Origin of the sequence: Streptomyces sp. SID486, assembly GCF_009865385.1 — a bacterium.
Lineage (GTDB): Bacteria > Actinomycetota > Actinomycetes > Streptomycetales > Streptomycetaceae > Streptomyces.
In genome coordinates this window covers 1-14,838 of sequence record NZ_WWJT01000747.1, presented here as the reverse complement: position 1 = coordinate 14,838, position 14,838 = coordinate 1, and the positions used below count along the sequence as shown (strand labels likewise).

12 protein-coding genes and 3 pseudogenes are annotated in these 14,838 nt (G+C 74.5%); 5 read left to right on the top strand and 10 right to left on the bottom strand.

All coding sequences use genetic code 11. The features are described 5' to 3' along the window. Nucleotides 1-4: 4 nt before the first annotated feature. Nucleotides 5-274, bottom strand: a pseudogene (locus GT045_RS34585) (hypothetical protein); the annotation flags it as partial. Between GT045_RS34585 and GT045_RS34580 the strand changes: the two are divergent. Continuing rightward, a pseudogene (locus tag GT045_RS34580) lies at nucleotides 270-443 on the top strand (MarR family transcriptional regulator); the annotation flags it as partial. The pseudogenes GT045_RS34585 and GT045_RS34580 overlap by 5 nt on opposite strands. A gap of 169 nt (nucleotides 444-612) precedes the next feature. Next, on the top strand, nucleotides 613-1,512 hold the full coding sequence (locus GT045_RS34575; RefSeq protein WP_161336615.1) for an alpha/beta fold hydrolase: 900 nt from the start codon (nucleotides 613-615) through the stop codon (nucleotides 1,510-1,512). 51 nt (nucleotides 1,513-1,563) lie between these two features. Here GT045_RS34575 and GT045_RS34570 read toward each other — a convergent pair whose 3' ends face one another. Next, entirely contained in the window at nucleotides 1,564-2,664 is a 1,101-nt protein-coding gene (locus tag GT045_RS34570) for a lytic polysaccharide monooxygenase (RefSeq protein ID WP_161336614.1), read from the bottom strand. A gap of 506 nt (nucleotides 2,665-3,170) precedes the next feature. Continuing rightward, nucleotides 3,171-3,305 carry a hypothetical protein gene (locus tag GT045_RS40570; RefSeq protein ID WP_272921486.1) on the bottom strand — a complete coding sequence of 45 codons (135 nt, stop codon included), beginning with the start codon at nucleotides 3,303-3,305 and terminating at the stop codon, nucleotides 3,171-3,173. Between the two features lie 151 nt (nucleotides 3,306-3,456). Between GT045_RS40570 and GT045_RS34565 the strand changes: the two genes are divergently transcribed. Beyond that, nucleotides 3,457-4,077: a class I SAM-dependent methyltransferase gene (locus tag GT045_RS34565; RefSeq protein WP_161336613.1), complete on the top strand. Its 621-nt coding sequence runs from the start codon at nucleotides 3,457-3,459 to the stop codon at nucleotides 4,075-4,077. A 162-nt stretch (nucleotides 4,078-4,239) separates the two neighbouring features. Here the strand turns inward: GT045_RS34565 and GT045_RS34560 are convergent, their stop codons facing one another. Continuing rightward, nucleotides 4,240-4,743, bottom strand: coding sequence for a DUF402 domain-containing protein (locus GT045_RS34560; RefSeq protein WP_161287673.1), 504 nt, complete (start codon nucleotides 4,741-4,743; stop codon nucleotides 4,240-4,242). Continuing rightward, entirely contained in the window at nucleotides 4,724-5,653 is a 930-nt protein-coding gene (locus GT045_RS34555; RefSeq protein ID WP_161287674.1) for a GNAT family N-acetyltransferase, read from the bottom strand. Before GT045_RS34555 ends, GT045_RS34560 begins: the two co-directional genes overlap by 20 nt. Before the next feature lie 71 nt (nucleotides 5,654-5,724). On the opposite strand from GT045_RS34555, the gene GT045_RS34550 reads away from it, so the two are divergent. Continuing rightward, nucleotides 5,725-6,093, top strand: coding sequence for a GntR family transcriptional regulator (locus tag GT045_RS34550; RefSeq protein WP_161287675.1), 369 nt, complete (start codon nucleotides 5,725-5,727; stop codon nucleotides 6,091-6,093). Between the two features lie 85 nt (nucleotides 6,094-6,178). Here the strand turns inward: GT045_RS34550 and GT045_RS34545 are convergent, their stop codons facing one another. Together GT045_RS34545 and GT045_RS34540 are read right to left on the bottom strand one after the other, a co-directional pair. Beyond that, nucleotides 6,179-7,000: a DUF72 domain-containing protein gene (locus GT045_RS34545; protein WP_161336612.1), complete on the bottom strand. Its 822-nt coding sequence runs from the start codon at nucleotides 6,998-7,000 to the stop codon at nucleotides 6,179-6,181. 15 nt (nucleotides 7,001-7,015) lie between these two features. After that, nucleotides 7,016-8,110 (bottom strand): DUF5925 domain-containing protein, encoded by a 1,095-nt coding sequence (locus GT045_RS34540; RefSeq protein ID WP_161336611.1) that lies wholly within the window; start codon nucleotides 8,108-8,110, stop codon nucleotides 7,016-7,018. Nucleotides 8,111-8,426: 316 nt separating this feature from the next. On the opposite strand from GT045_RS34540, the gene GT045_RS34535 reads away from it, so the two are divergent. After that, nucleotides 8,427-9,845 (top strand): xylan 1,4-beta-xylosidase, encoded by a 1,419-nt coding sequence (locus GT045_RS34535; RefSeq protein ID WP_161336610.1) that lies wholly within the window; start codon nucleotides 8,427-8,429, stop codon nucleotides 9,843-9,845. Nucleotides 9,846-9,857: 12 nt separating this feature from the next. Here the strand turns inward: GT045_RS34535 and GT045_RS34530 are convergent, their stop codons facing one another. The 3 genes and pseudogenes from GT045_RS34530 to GT045_RS40240 all read right to left on the bottom strand — a co-directional run. Next, on the bottom strand, nucleotides 9,858-13,832 hold the full coding sequence (locus GT045_RS34530; protein ID WP_161336609.1) for a lipopolysaccharide biosynthesis protein: 3,975 nt from the start codon (nucleotides 13,830-13,832) through the stop codon (nucleotides 9,858-9,860). Further along, the gene (locus GT045_RS34525) at nucleotides 13,825-14,625 is read right to left on the bottom strand and encodes a polysaccharide deacetylase family protein (protein WP_202529296.1); all 801 of its coding nucleotides are present in this window, start codon (nucleotides 14,623-14,625) and stop codon (nucleotides 13,825-13,827) included. The genes GT045_RS34530 and GT045_RS34525 overlap by 8 nt, the downstream gene beginning before the upstream one ends. After that, a pseudogene (locus GT045_RS40240) lies at nucleotides 14,618-14,838 on the bottom strand (hypothetical protein); the annotation flags it as partial. The gene GT045_RS34525 and the pseudogene GT045_RS40240, both read right to left, overlap by 8 nt.

Genomic DNA, 14,838 nt, shown 5'->3' with positions numbered 1-14,838 from the left:
GCCAGTCGGCCCAGGGCGGGGTGATGTGGTGCCGTCGGCCAGGTGTGCCTCCAGGCCGATCGAGGTGGTGGCCCGGGAAAGGGCGGTGTGGTCGGTGGGGTTCTCGACGGCAAGGGCCGTGCCGGGAGCGACGATCACCGTGTCACAGCTGCGTGCCGCCACCGCGGCCGGTGACCGGGCCGCCGCCAACAACCTGGGAGGCGCCGATCCGCTCGGTGTGACCGCCGACCGTCGTCAGCAGCTCGCCCACGAGCAGACGGGAGATCTCCTCCCGGCCGGTCGTGCTGACCGGGCGCGGCCGGGCCTGCGCCCGGGCGGCGGAGGAGGCGGCCGCCCGGGCGGCCGGGGGATGGGCCGAACTGCTGGGCGAGGGTGAGGTGCGCGTGTCGGCGGAGCGTCCGGCGCGGCTCGCGCCCTACGGTCCGGTCAGGCCGGCCTGGTGACGTCTCGTCCGGTGTACGGGTGAGCCGCTGGTCGCCACCGGGAGTTTTTACTCACGCGTAACTTCACAGTTGCACTACTCGACCGTAACTTGACGGATGAACAGCATCCCGTGATCCGGATCACAGGGTTAGGCCGTGCCCCTCCCTTGAGCCGCAAGGAGATCACACGATGCTGCCCTGGAAGCGAGTGCTCAGACCCCTCGCCGCGCTGCTCCTCACCGCCGCCGTGGCCGCCGTCCCTGCCGCCACCGCGAGCGCCTCCGAGGCCCCCGCCCCGAGCGCCACCGTCACCGCCGGCGCCGTCGCGCACAGCAGCGGCTGGAACGACTACTCCTGCAAGCCCTCCGCCGCGCACCCCCGCCCCGTCGTCCTCGTCCACGGCACCTTCGGCAACTCCGTCGACAACTGGCTCGGTCTCGCCCCCTACCTGACGAGCCGCGGCTACTGCGTCTTCTCCCTCGACTACGGCCAGCTCCCCGGCGTCCCCCTCTTCCACGGCCTCGGCCCCATCGACAAGTCCGCCGAGCAGCTGGCCTCCTTCGTCGACGACGTGCTCGCCGCGACCGGCGCCGCCAAGGCCGACCTGGTCGGTCACTCCCAGGGCGGCATGATGCCCCGCTACTACCTGAAGTTCCTCGGCGGCGCGGGCAAGGTGGGCGCCCTCGTCGGCATCGCCCCCGACAACCACGGCACCGACCTGGACGGCCTCGCCCACCTGCTGCCGTACTTCCCCGGCGCCGAGGACCTGCTCAAGGCCACCACCCCCGGCCTCGCCGACCAGATCACCGGCTCGGCCTTCCTCACCAAGCTCAACGCGGGCGGGGACACCGTCCCCGGAGTGCACTACACGGTCATCGCCACCCAGCACGACGAGGTCGTCACCCCGTGGCGCACCCAGTACCTGAGCGGTTCCGACGTCCACAACGTCCTGCTCCAGAACCTGTGCCCGGTCGACCTCTCCGAACACGTCGCGATCGGCCTGCTCGACCGGATCGCCTTCCACGAGGTGGCCAACGCGCTCGACCCGGCCCACGCCACCGCCACCACCTGCGCGTCGGTGTTCAGCTGACCTGCCGCCGGGGCCTGTCCGGCCTGAGCCGCCGGACAGGCCCCGGAACCCTCACCTGCGCCGGCCGCCGGCCGTCGCGCGCCGCCGCACCGACAGGAACAGCACGGCCGAGCCCAGCGCCAGCACCGCCGCGCCGCCGATCGCGACGTACGAGGTGCCCGTGGACGCCCCCGTCTCCGCGAGGTCGGCCGAGGTCCCGGCCGTCTGCGGCCGACCGGCCTGCGCGCGGGCGGACCGCGCCGGGCCGGCGACGGGCTCCGCCGAGGTGCTCGCGTCGTCGTCCCCGTGTCCGTGGTGCTCGATCGTCGACTTGTCGGCACCGGCCGCGATCTGCTCGTCGGAGGGAGCGGAGGCGGCCGGAACCGGCGCGCTCCCGCCGTTCCCGGCACCGCCGTCCCCGCCCTCGCCGTTCCCGGCACCGCTGCTTTTGCCGGTGCCGGCGCCTGTGCTGCCGCCGCTGGCGCTGCCGGTGCCGGCACCCGCGCTGCCCCCGCTGTCGCTGCCCGTGGCGCCCTCGCTGCCGCTGCCGCCGAAGTCGACGTCGGAGCAGGAGTAGAACGCCTCCGGACTGTCCGAGCGCTGCCAGACCGCGTACAGCAGCTGCCTGCCGGACCGCTCGGGCAGGGTCCCGGAGAAGGTGTAGAAGCCGCCCGAGGGGACCGGGTCCGTGACCGTCGCCACCGGGTGCCCGAGATCCAGCGCGGACCAGGCCAGCGGCTTCGCCGGGTCGTAGCCGGGCTTGGTGAGGTAGACCTTGAAGGTGCCCTTGTGCGGAGCGGTCACCCGGTACCTGAAGGTGTACGCCCCGCCGCGCACGCTCGTCGCCGGCCAGTCGGCGCGGGCCAGGTCGAGCCCCTTGAACTCCTCGCTGTTCGCGCTGCACAGCTTGCCGTCCGGGATCAGCTGCCGGTGCCGTCCGGCCGCGTCGCCGATCCGGATGCCGTTCCAGTCGTACAGGGCCTGCGCGCCGCCGGCCGCCACGGCCGCCTTGCACGCGGCCGACTCCGGGCTCTCCGGTCCCTCCGCGTAGCACTGCGAGACGCGGCTGACCGGGTCGCCCATCGAGCCGTGCGCGGATGCGGGGGCGGCGGAGAGGGCGAGGGCGGTGACGCCGAGCGAGGCGACGGCGGCGGCCGTGCGGCGTGCGGGCATGGGGAACTCCTCGGAAACGGTCCTCGGGGATGGCCTGGATCCCGTGGGGGGATCCGAACCTAGCCCCGGGAATCCGCGAAATCGCCAGCTGAGAGCGGGTGGAGGAGATCCTTATGGTTCGCTTAAGGGGACGCTCAGACTGCGCTCAGGTACGGGCTGCGCTCAGGTACGGGCGCGCGCATCGACGGCCCGTGGGGGCGGCCCGGGGGCGGGCCGTCGGACGGCGGCTGCTGCACTTCGCGCCGCACGCGCGCGTGCGGGGGCCTCGACGGGACCGGGTTCCGCACCCGGGACGAGGCCCGCCACCGACACGCACCCGGGACGAGGCCCGCCACCGATACGCACCCGGGACGAGGCCCGCCACCGACGCGCACCCGGGACGAGGGCCGCCACCGATACGCACCCGGGACGAGGCCCGCCACCGACGCGAAGCCGTGCCCGAACGACCCGCGTCCGCCACCGCGGGCGGCGGGACGGCGGGCGGTCGGACCGCGGGCGGCCCGGTGTCACCCCTCGGGCCACCAGGTGCGTGCCACGTCCCTGCGCACCTCGGGGCGCCCCGCCGGACGCTCGTCGGCCTCCTCGCGGATCCGGCGGCCGTCCGTCCTCTTCAGCGGCTTCTGCACGGTCATGCGGCGCATGGCTGCCTCCTTCGGCGCCCACCGGGTTCCGTGGTGCCACGGCGGCGGACGCTTGTGGGGGAGAGTTCCTCATCGGTGCCGGGCTGTCAGTGGCGGCTGTCACGTCCGCTGTCACGTCCGCGCTGTCAGTGGCGTGTGTCACGCTCCGGGCATGACGAGCGAGAACACCCACACGGTCGCGACCGCCCCCGAAGAGGACTGGGATGCGCGGGCCGCCGTCTTCGACGACGAACCGGACCACGGCCTGCGCGACCCGCAGGTCCGCACGGCCTGGGCGGACCGCTTGCGCGCCTGGCTCCCCGGACACCCCGCCGACGTCCTGGACCTCGGCTGCGGCACCGGCAGCCTCTCGCTCCTCGCCGTCGAACAGGGGCACCGCGTGACCGGCGTCGACCGCTCCCCGGCGATGGCCGAGCTGGCCCGCGGCAAGCTCGCCGGGCGTACCGCGACGATCCTGTGCGGGGACGCCGCCGCCCCACCGGTGGGGGAGGAGCGCTACGACGTCGTCCTGGTCCGGCATGTGCTGTGGACGCTGCCGGACCCCGCCGCGGTGCTGAGGCACTGGCGGGGCCTGCTGCGCCCGGCAGGCCGGTTCGTGCTGGTCGAGGGCGTCTGGGGCACCCTCTCCCCGGTCGGCATACCCGCGGGGTCCCTCGCCGCCGCCCTCGCGCCGCTGGCCCGCGACGTGCGGGTGGAGCGGCTGTCCGGGAACGCGTCGCTGTGGGGGAAGGAAGTGACGGACGAGCGGTACGCGGTGATCGCGGACGTGTGACATCGCGCCGCCTGCGGGCCTCGGGCGGGCGGACCGGTGACGCCGCGCCGCCTGCGGGCCTCGGGCGGGCGGACCGGTGATGCCGCGCCGTCGGTCGGGCCGGCTGACCGGGGGAGTCGTGCGGTGGTCGGGCCGACGGGCCGGTGACGCCGTGCCGTCGGGTCAGGCCAGCAGCGCGGCGAAGCCGTCCGGGCCGGCCGCCAGTGCCTCCAGCCCGTGGAGTGCGGCGACCGCCGCGGACGCGGCCCGCGGGTCCGCCTGCGCGAGCCCGCTCGCGGCGAACTCGTCCTCGTCCAGGCGCCGTACGTCCCGCCCGTCCGCGGACCGCCACAGGTCGAGGTCCAGGTCCTCCACCACCAGCTCCGCGCCCGAACGGACCGCGGGGCGGGTGATGTCGCAGTACCAGCCCTTGACCGAGCCGTCCGCGGCGCGTATCTCCTTCACCGCGTACCACCGGTCCCGCCAGTAGTACTCGGTGAACACATCACCCGGCTCGAAGCGCACGAAGCCGAAGTCACGCACCCCGGCACCCGCCCAAGGGGCACGTACGACGACGCGGTCGCCGTCGTCCCGGAGCAGCTCCGCCGGGTAACGGATCTTCGTACGCCCGGCCTTGACCAGGACGACCTCCAGCCGGCCCGCGGCCTCAGCCGACGTCACGGACATAGCGCACCTCCGTCGCGCAGATCTCGTACCCCAGCCACTCGTTGATCGCGATCATGGCGTCGTTCCCGGTGTCGTTGCCCGTGAACGCCTCGGTGAGGCCGGCCGCCCGGGCCCGGTGCAGCGCGTGGACCTTGGCGAGCTTGGCCAGACCGCGTCCGCGGTGGCCGCGGGCGGTACCGGTCATCGCGGTGGAGTAGCGGGTGCCGCCGTCGGTGTAGGCCACGCTGAAGGCGACCGGCCGGCCGTCGACACAGGCGGCGACGGTCAGCTCGCGGTCCAGCAGCGGGTGGTTCCAGGTCTGCTCCACCCAGGCGTCGTAGTCCGCCAGTTCGTACTCCACGTCACCCGGTTCGTCGAGCAGCGTCTCCGCGTCCAGCTCGAACAACGGCCGGGGATCGTCCGCGAACTCGGCGGCCGTCCGCAGTTCGACGCCCGCCGGGACCTCCATGAGCGGCGGCAGGGGGCCGTTCGCCAGGTCGAGCCGGAGGAAGTGGGCGGAGCGGCCGGGGCGGTAGCCGCGCCGCTCGGCGAACGCCCGGTTGGCCGGCTCGTCCAGCGCCCAGGCGAACAGCCTGGTCGCGCCCAGCGACGCCAGGTACTCCTCGGCGGCCTCCACCAGCAGCCGGCCGGCGCCGCGGCCGGTCCGGTCCGGGCGGACGTAGATGTTCAGACACGCCTGCCCCGGCTCGCGGCTGTCCGGGACCAGATGGACCTGTGCCGTGCCGGTCACCTCGCCGTCCTCCTCCGCGACGAGCGGCCGGAAGCGGGCGTCGCGCTGCATATGGGCGGCCGTGTGCCGCACCGACTCCGGGGTGAACAGGATGTACGGCAGAGCGAGCCGGCGGACACGGGCGAAGCCCTCGGCGTCGGCGGGGACGTCGGGGCGCAGGTCGCGTACCAGGACTGTCATGGGGACGCACGGTACGGGCGGCGAGAGCCGGCTGCCTCCCATTTTCCGTCGGGTGCGCGACAATCGGCCCTGTGAGCCTGAAGATCCGCATCGACGACAGCGCGCCCCCGTACGAGCAGGTACGGGCGCAGATCTCCGAGCAGGCGCGGTCCGGCGCGCTCCCGGTGGGATACCGGCTGCCGACCGTACGGGGCCTTGCCGAGTCCCTCGGGCTCGCGGTGAACACGGTGGCCAAGGCGTACCGCGCGCTGGAGGGCGACGGGGTGATCGAGACGCGCGGGCGCAACGGCACCTTCGTGGCCGCCGCCGGCCCGGCCGCGGCACGTGAGGCGTCGTCGGCCGCGCAGGCGTACGTGGAGCGGGTACGCCGGCTCGGCCTGTCGGAGCCGGACGCCCTGGCCGCCGTACAGGACGCCCTGCGGGCCGCCTACGGAAGCTGAGGACGGCCCCGCGGCGGCGGCCGGGGACAGGTGATGCGCGCCCGGTGCCCGCACCGGCGGCCGCCCCCGTACGACGCCGCCCCCCTCAGCCCCCGCTCCCGGGCCCCGTCCCGAGCGGACTCGCAGCCGCCGAGCCGGCGCGGCCCCGTACCGGCTCCGGGGTGCGTGTCGCCGCCAGGCCCGCTCTCCTCGCCGTCCGCGCGAACGTCACCGCGTCCTGGACCGCGGCGCCGCCGGGGTCGTTGTTGAAGTACGCGTACACGTCGTCGGCGCCGGACCACGTGGTGGCGACGCGGTCCACCCACGTCTCCAGCGAGCGTCTGCCGTAGCGCGGCCAGGGCCGGGCGCGGCCCTGGTGGAAGCGGACGTAACCCCAGTCGGTGGTGCGCCACAGCGGGGTGACCGGGCGGGCCTGGACGTCCGCCCAGCACAGGGCCGCACCCCGGGACTCCAGGACGCGCCGCAGCTCCGGCGTCCACCAGGAGTCGTGGCGCGGCTCCACCGCGACCCGCGTACCGGGCGGGAAGCAGGCCAGGCAGGCGTCCAGCAGGGGCGGGTCCGCGCGCAGCGTGGGCGGCAGCTGGAGGAGGACCGGGCCCAGGCGTCCGCCGAGGCCCGCCGCGTGGCTCATCAGGCGGTCCACCGGCTCCGCGGGGTCCTTGAGGCGCTTGATGTGGGTGAGGTACCGGCTGGCCTTGACCGCGACGACGAAGTCCGGCGGCACCCGGTCACGCCAGGCGGCGAAGGTGTCGTACGACGGCAGCCGGTAGAAGGCGTTGTTGATCTCGACGGTCGCGAACAGCCGGGTGTACTCCTCCAGCCACAGCCGCGTCGGCACCCCGGCCGGGTAGACGCGCTCCCGCCAGTCCTTGTACTGCCACCCCGACGTGCCGACATGGAGGGTCATACCCTCATGGAAGCACTACAGGTACAACCCCGCGTCCGCGCCCTCCCGGGCCCCCGGCACCGCTGTGGGCGCCGTGCCCCGGCGCAGCGCGTACAGCTCGGCCAGGGTCGCCCCCTCCCGGCCGACACCCTGCTCGGTGCCGAGCCAGTCCACCGCCTCCGCGCGGGTCAGCGGGCCCACCTCGATGCGGGCGAGGCAGCGGCCGGGCCGGACCACGGCCGGGTGCAGCCGCTCCAGGTCCTCGTTGGTGGTGACGCCGACCAGGACGTTGCGGCCCTGGCCGAGCAGCCCGTCGGTGAGGTTCAGCAGCCGGGACAGGGCCTGGCCCGCCGTGTGCCGGGCCTCGCCGCGGATCAGCTCGTCGCAGTCCTCCAGCAGCAGCAGGCGCCAGCGGCCCTTGCCCGCGCCGTCGTCCTCGCCGATCGCGATGTCCATCAGGTAGCCGACGTCGGAGAAGAGCCGCTCGGGGTCCAGTACGCAGTCCACCTGGCACCAGTCCCGCCAGGAACGGGCCAGGGTGCGCAGGGCGGAGGTCTTGCCGGTGCCCGGAGGGCCGTGCAGCAGGAGCAGCCGGCCCGCGATGTCCTCGGGCGTCGTCCCCATCAGCCGGTCCATCGCCTCGGCCACCGGTGCCGTGTAGTTGGCGCGGACCTCGTCCCAGGTACCCGCGGAGATCTGCCGCGTGGTGCGGTGCGGGCCGCGCCGGGGGGAGACGTACCAGAACCCCATCGCCACGTTCTCCGGCTGCGGTTCCGGCTCGTCGGCCGCGCCGTCCGTCGCCTGGCCGAGGATCCGCTCGGCCAGTTCGGCGCTGGTCGCGGTGACCGTCACGTCCGCGCCCCGGTTCCAGCGGGAGACCAGCAGGGTCCAGCCGTCCCCCTCCGCGAGGGTGGCGCTGCGGTCCTCGTCCCGGGCGACCCGCAGCACACGGGCGCCGTCCGGCAGCAGGGTCACGCCGGAGCGCACCCGGTCGATGTTCGCCGCGTGCGAGTACGGCTGCTCGCCCGTCGCGAAGCGGCCGAGGAACAGAGCGTCGACGACGTCGGACGGCGAGTCGGAGTCGTCGACGTGGAGCCGGATCGGCAGAGCGTCGTGCAGGTTGGCAGACATGCCGCCATGATCCGCCACGGATGCCCTGCGCGCACGGTATTTCCACCGCCGGACGCTCCACCGGCGCAGCGGTTCCGCACCGGCGGGCCGCCCGCGGCCCACCCGGCCACCCCCTCCCCCCTTCCCCGGCCACCCTCTCCCGCCTTCCCCGGCCGGGCTCGGATGCCCCCGAGGTCCGTCCACCGGCCGGGCGCGGGTGTCGTCAAGTCCCGTCCACCGGCCGGGCGCGGGTGTCGCCAAGTCCCGTCCACCGGCCGGGCTCGGGTGTCCCCAAGTCCCGTCCACCGGGCCGTATCCGCCACTACTGTGGGCCCCGATGCGACGTCATGGGTGGTGGACGGGGGCAGGGCGCTGGCGGCTCGCCGCCCTGCTCGGGGTGGCCGCGACCGCGCTTGCTCTGCTGGTGACCCTGACCCGCCTGCCCGGCGACGGGGCGAGCACCGCCGGCACCTCGCGCGACGGCGACAAGGTGCACGGCACCCCCGCCGCCCCCTCCGGAGCCGCGGCGCCGTCCGTGGGCTGGGGCTTCACCCACACCCAGTACAGCGCCGACGCGGAAGGCGGCGCGGTCACCGCGCGGGTCGAGCGGCTGCTGGCACAGGACGGCGGGCTGCCCCAGGACCAGGCGCTGATGGGCTGGGGAGCGGACAACCCCGAGCCGGTGAAGGGGCATTACGACTTCGGCGCGATGGACCGCCGGATCGACTTCGTCCGCGCCTCGGGCGGCACCCCCGTGGTCACGCTGTGCTGCTCCCCGGACTGGATGAAGGGCGGCCGGGCCGGCGCCGGCAACACCGACTGGAGCCGGGCCGCGCTGGAGACCGCGCCCACGCCCGCCCACTACCAGGACTTCGCCCACCTCGCCGCCACCGTCGCCAGGCGTTATCCGGACGTACGCCACTTCATCGTGTGGAACGAGTTCAAGGGGTTCTGGAACGACGCCGAGGGCCGCTGGGACTACGAGGGCTACACGGCGCTGTACAACCTCGTCTACAAGGCGTTGAAGAAGGTCGGCAAGGACATCATGGTCGGCGGTCCCTACCTCGCGATGGACAGCGTCGACCCCCGGCAGACGGAGAACGCCTCGCCCACGTTCCGCGGTCCCTGGGGCGCCATGGACCAGCGGGTCCTGGACGCCTTCGACTACTGGAACCGCCACAAGGCCGGAGCCGACTTCGTCGTCGTGGACGGCTCCAGCTACACCGACGACGACGACCTGCTGCCCGACGAGTTCGGCGCCACCGACAAGCTCACCGCCGTCGGCGAGTGGGTACGGCGGCGCACCCACGACCTGCCCCTGTGGTGGGCCGAGTACTACGTGGAGCCCGCCGACGCCGGTGACGAACGCAAGGGCTGGTCCGAGCCCCGCCGGCTGGCCGTCCACGCGGCCGGACTGATCGCCATGGCCAGGGGCGGTGCCGAATCCGGTTTCTACTGGAACCCCGAGGAGAAGAGCGGCAGCTGCCCGGGCTGCCTGTGGACCCCGACCGACAGCGCCCAGGGCGGCCGGGAGCTGCCCATGTACGGCCTGCTGTCCCGGTTCGGCCGGGCGTTCCCGCCGGGCACGAGGTACGCCCCGGTGTCCGTCGCCCCGGACGACAGGCCCGTCGTCCGGGTGCTCGCCACCGCCGCCACCGTCCTCGTCGTCAACACCCTCGACCGGCCGATCGACGCGCGGGTCGACGGCAAGCGGTTCCGGATGGGCGCCTACGAGGTGAAGTGGCTCGACCGCTGAGCCACCCCACCGTCACTTCATGGTGAGGAACCGCTGCACCAACGAGGCCAGCACCACCGCCAGCAGCGGCAGCGAGAACCAGAAACTGCCCTGGAGCAGCCGCAGCCTGCGCACGCTCGGCCGGGCCGCGACCCGCACCAGCTCACGGGCGGACAGCAGCAGGACCAGGATCACGGCGGCCAGCGCGCCGACCACCGACCACGGCGTCCACGTCACCTGCGGCCCGATCGGTCCCGGGTCCGGCCTCGGCATCGGACCCGCCGGTGCCGAGCGCAGGGCGTACACGGTCACGTCCGCGTCGACCAGGACCTTCGTCAGCTCCGGACGGCCGTCCAGGTTCCCGACCAGCCGGGGCTCCCAGGTCACCGGGTAGCCAGCGTCCAGCTCCAGGTACGTCACCTGGCTGCGGTTGATCATCAGGTACGAGTTCGGGCCGGCGTCCTTGAGCGCCTTGACCAGGCCGGACACCAGTGCCGGGTCGGCCGGTGCCTGCGTCGGCACGTAGTTCACCCGCTCCATGTCCCGCGCCCCCCACGGCAGCGCCGGCGTCACGTCGTCGACCGGGTCCTGGGTGAGCCACAGCAGCCGGACCGTCGGCCGGTCGTGGGCGTACACCCAGTCCATGGCCGCGACCTCACCGGGCCGGGTCCGTTCGAACGGCTCGTTGCCCCAGCGGGCCACCAGGAAGCCGCCCATCAGCAGCAGCCCGGTGAGCAGCGCGGCCAGCGGCGCCAGCAGCGGCCGGCGCGCCGTGGCGGGGCCGCCGGCGCGCGGGAACAGCGCGAGCCCGCCGAGCAGGGCCGCACCCGGCACCGCGAACATGAAGACGCGCAGTGCCATCTCCCCGCCGTACGACTGCATGCCGAAGCCCAGGAACGGGACGAAGGTCAGGACCGGCAGGGACCGTTCCCGGTACCGGTGCGAGCGGCGCCGCCACCAGCCCCAGCAGGCCAGCGCCAGCACCGACCCGGCCAGCAGCACCCGGGCGTACAGCACCAGTTTGTGTGGTGTCGAACTCCCGCCCTGGATACGGCCGGAGACCGAGGTGGACACGTTGCCGCCGACCCCGCCGACCCCGCCGAACAGTTCGTCGAAGTGCCCGGACCAGTACGGCTCGGCCATGAAGCCGACCCATACCGCGACCAGCACCGCGAACAGCAGGGGCAGTCCCCTCGGTTCGGACCGGCGCAGCAGGACCAGGGCCGTGAGCACACCCAGCATCACGAACGGGGTGAGCTGGTGCGCGGGGACGGTCGCCGCGTACAGGCCGATCAACAGCGCCAGCAGCACCGCCCGTTGCCGCCGGCCGGCCGGCTCCACCTCGGCCTCGCCGGGGCGGAACCTCGTCCAGATCACCCGTGGCGGGCGGAACCAGACCAGCAGGACCGCCACGAACACGAGGTACAGCAGGTAGGTGAAGCCCTGCGGGGAGAAGTAGTCCTGGCCCACCCAGCTACTCAGGACGAAGAGCCAGATGCCCGCCCACTTCGCCCGCCAGCTCGCGCGCAGTGCCCGGGTGAGCAGGAACATCGGTGCCAGGTAGGCGAGTTGGATGGCGGTGGGCCACCAGCGGATGACCTCGGTGAAGTCGGTGACGCCGCAGGCCCGGCCGGCGAACGCGGCCACCGCGAAGAAACCCGGCCAGCTCCAGCGCGCGTCCAGACCCGGGACGGCCGAACCGGTGCGGTCGATGTAGTCGAGGAACCCCAGGTGCTGCCAGGCGGTCGGGAACCGCGGCTCGGACTCGATCACCGCGGGCAGCGCGTGCAGGGACACCACCGTCGCCACCAGCGTGACCAGCAACAGCGCCCGGTGCTCGCGGCGCAGCCGGAGCAGCGCGGCGAAGACGGCGATCAGCAGGGCCGCGCCCGCCAGCGTCGCCGGCGGCAGGACGGTGACCAGCCCGAGCCCGCCCATCCGGTCCAGATCGGCCTCGCCGAGCCGCAGCGCCGGCAGCCAGTACAGCAGCAGCGCGCCGGCGAGCAGACAGCCGAGACCGGCTCCGGTCCGGGTGGGCAGCCACCGGCCACCCGGCACCGCCGACACGCCGCCCGGCACGGGGAACCCGGACGCGAGCTCCTCGGGAGGGGGCTCCTCGGAAGGGGGATCCTCGGACGCAAGCTCGTCGGGTATGGCGTCCTGGAGTGTGGCGTCCCGGAGTGTGACGTCCGCGGGTACGGCGTCCACGGGCGTGGCGTCCTTGGGTGTCGGGTCGGTGAGCGTCGGGCCGGTGGGTGTCAGGTCCGCGGGTATGGCGTCCACGGGCAGGGCGTCCGCGGGTATGGCGTCCGCGGGCAGGGCGTCCGCGGGGGTCGCGTCCTCCGGCCCGGCCGGTGGCTCCGGCCATACCGTCGCCCGGGGTACGGCGGTGCCCGTGGGCGGGGTGCCCGGACCCGGGCGGACGTCCGGCCGGCGTTCGGCGTGGTCGAAGTCCGCCTGGACGCCGAGGGCCAGGGTGTCGGCGTCCAGGGCCCAGGCGGGACCCTGCCGGGGCGCCGGGGAGGCGGCCGGCGCGGCAGGGGTGGCGCCCTGTCCGGTGCGGGTGCCTGCGTCCGGGCGGAGCCGGGAGCGGGTGAGGAGGCGGGGGCGGGACGGCGTACCGAGGTCGGCCAGATCTCCGTCCGGTGCCGCGGTGTCGGGCACCCCGGCCGGTGCGGCCCGTACCGTCCGCCACAGCCGTGGCGCGGCGATCGCGGCGACGACGGCGATACTGGCCGCCTCGGCGACCCCCGCTCCGGTCAGCCCCAGCCGGGGCAGGAGCAGCAGGGTCAGGCTGAGCACCAGTACGCACAACAGGCCCTGGAGCCAGGCGAGTCCGGCGGTACGGCTCTGGGCGCGAAGAACCGCGAAGTGCGTCTCGATCACGACCCGCAGTACCGAGCCGACCGCGAGCCAGCGCAGCAGCGGGGTCGCCGCCTGCGCGTACCCCTCGCCGAACACGCCGAGGATCCACGGCGCGCCGACGAACAGTACGGCCGCGACCGGCAGCATGATCCGGGCCATCCTCCTCAGCGCCGCGCGGGTGTCGGCGGCGAGCCGGGTGGGGTCGTGCGACCCCTCGACCGTGAGCGAGGCGCCCATGTTGACGGCCAGCAGGTCGGTCGTACCGCCGATCGTGGTGGCGATGTAGAAGTAGGCGTTCTCCTCGGAGCCGACCTGCCCCGCGATGATCACCGGCACGAGGTAGACCACGGCGAGCGAGAACAGCGAGCCGGTGTAGTCCCCGGCCAGGAAGCGGCCCATCTCCCGGAGCGTCGGCGGCGGGGCGTGGCTCCCGGTCGCCCGGACGTGCCGGGGCACCAGGCGCCGGAACACCAGCCAGCCCAGCGGCACCACCGAGACGGCGATGGCCGCCGCCCAGGACACGAAGACCCCGGTGGTCGGCAGGGCCACGGCGAACGCGGCCAGCAGGGCCAGCTTCACCGCCGAGAAGGCGGTGTTGCCGACCGGCACCCAGGGCGCGCTGCGCAGTCCGGTCAGCACACCGTCCTGCAGGGTGAGCACGTTCCAGGCGGCGACGGCGGCGAGGAAGCCGAGCCCGTTCACGGTCCCGTGCAGGAAGCGGTACGACGGCCCCCACGTGTCCAGGGACAGCAGGAAGACACCGGCGGCCAGCGCCACGACCAGCGAACTCGCAGCGTAGGTACGGAAGATGAGCCGGCCGGTGCGGGGCCCGGCCACGGGGATGAACCGGGCCAGGGCGCCGGTCAGGGTCACCGCGGTCAGCCCGGCGAGGAACTTCATCGCGGCGATGGCGGCCGACCCCTGACCGACCGCGGAGTCCGAGTAGTAGCGTGCCGCGGCCACCCAGAAGCCGAGCCCGAGGACGGCGGAGACACCGGTGTTGAGCATCAGCGCGTAGGCGTTGCGGAACAGCGGGCTGCCGCCGGTCCGGCTCCCGAAGGGCAGCCGCAGCCGCCGCCCGGCTCTCGGGGGCGCCGTGGCGCCGGGCGGCTCGGTCCCGGTCGTGGTGGTCGTGTCAGTCACGGGGTCGGATGGCCTTCCGGCGGACCTGACGGGCTCTGCGGACCAGGGCGTACCCCTTGGTGAGGGCACGGTCCCCGGCGAAGGTGCGGGCCACGGCGCGGCCGAGGAGCAGTCGCTCGAACTCCTCGGCGCCGGTGCTCCTGCGGACCGTGAGCCGCTCCAGGGCGTACGGGCCCTGGCGGCGGCGGGCGAGGGCGTTGCCGACGGCGAGCGCCTGGGCGTACCCGGCCGCGCGCACGGCCTGGCGGACCCGGCGGCTGGAGTAGCCGTAGGGGTAGGCGAACGACACCGGCGCCGCGCCGAGTTCGGCGCCGACGATCCGTGTGCAGAGGTCCAGTTCCGCACGCAGTCCGGCGTCGTCCAGCCCGTCGAGCTGCGGGTGGGTGTGGCTGTGTCCGCCGATCTCGACCCCGGTGGCGGCCAGTTCGCGCACCTGCCGCCAGTCGAGCATGGTGTCGAGGCCGCCGCCGGTGTCGTGATCGCCCCTGATCCAGCCGGTGGAGACGAACAGCGTGGCGGGGAAGCCGTGCTCGGCGAGCACGGGCAGGGCGTGCCGGTGCACTCCTTCGTAGCCGTCGTCGAAGGTGATGAGGACCGGCCGGGCGGGCAGCGGGCGGCCGGAGCGCCAGTGGGCCGCGAGGCCGGCGGTGGTCAGCGGGGTCATGCCGAGGCCGCCGATGAGCGCCATCTGCTCGGCGAACGCCTCCGGGGCGACGGACAGGGCGCGTGTGGCGTCGTTCGGGTCGGCCGCGACGGAGTGGTACATGAGGATGGGCACGGGCGCGTCACTCATGGCCGCCCCTGGTGCCGGGCTCGGGCTCGGGCTCGGGCTCGGGCGCGGAGTCCGGCCGGTTGCCGGGTTCGGGCGCGGAGTCCGGCCGGTTGCCGGGTTCGGGCACGGAGTCCCGGCGGCTGGCGGGGTCGGGCTCGGGCCCGGGCACGCGGTCCGGCCGGCTGCCGGGGTCGTGCGCGGTGTCCGAGCGGGGGTCCGGGGAGGGGGCCGGCG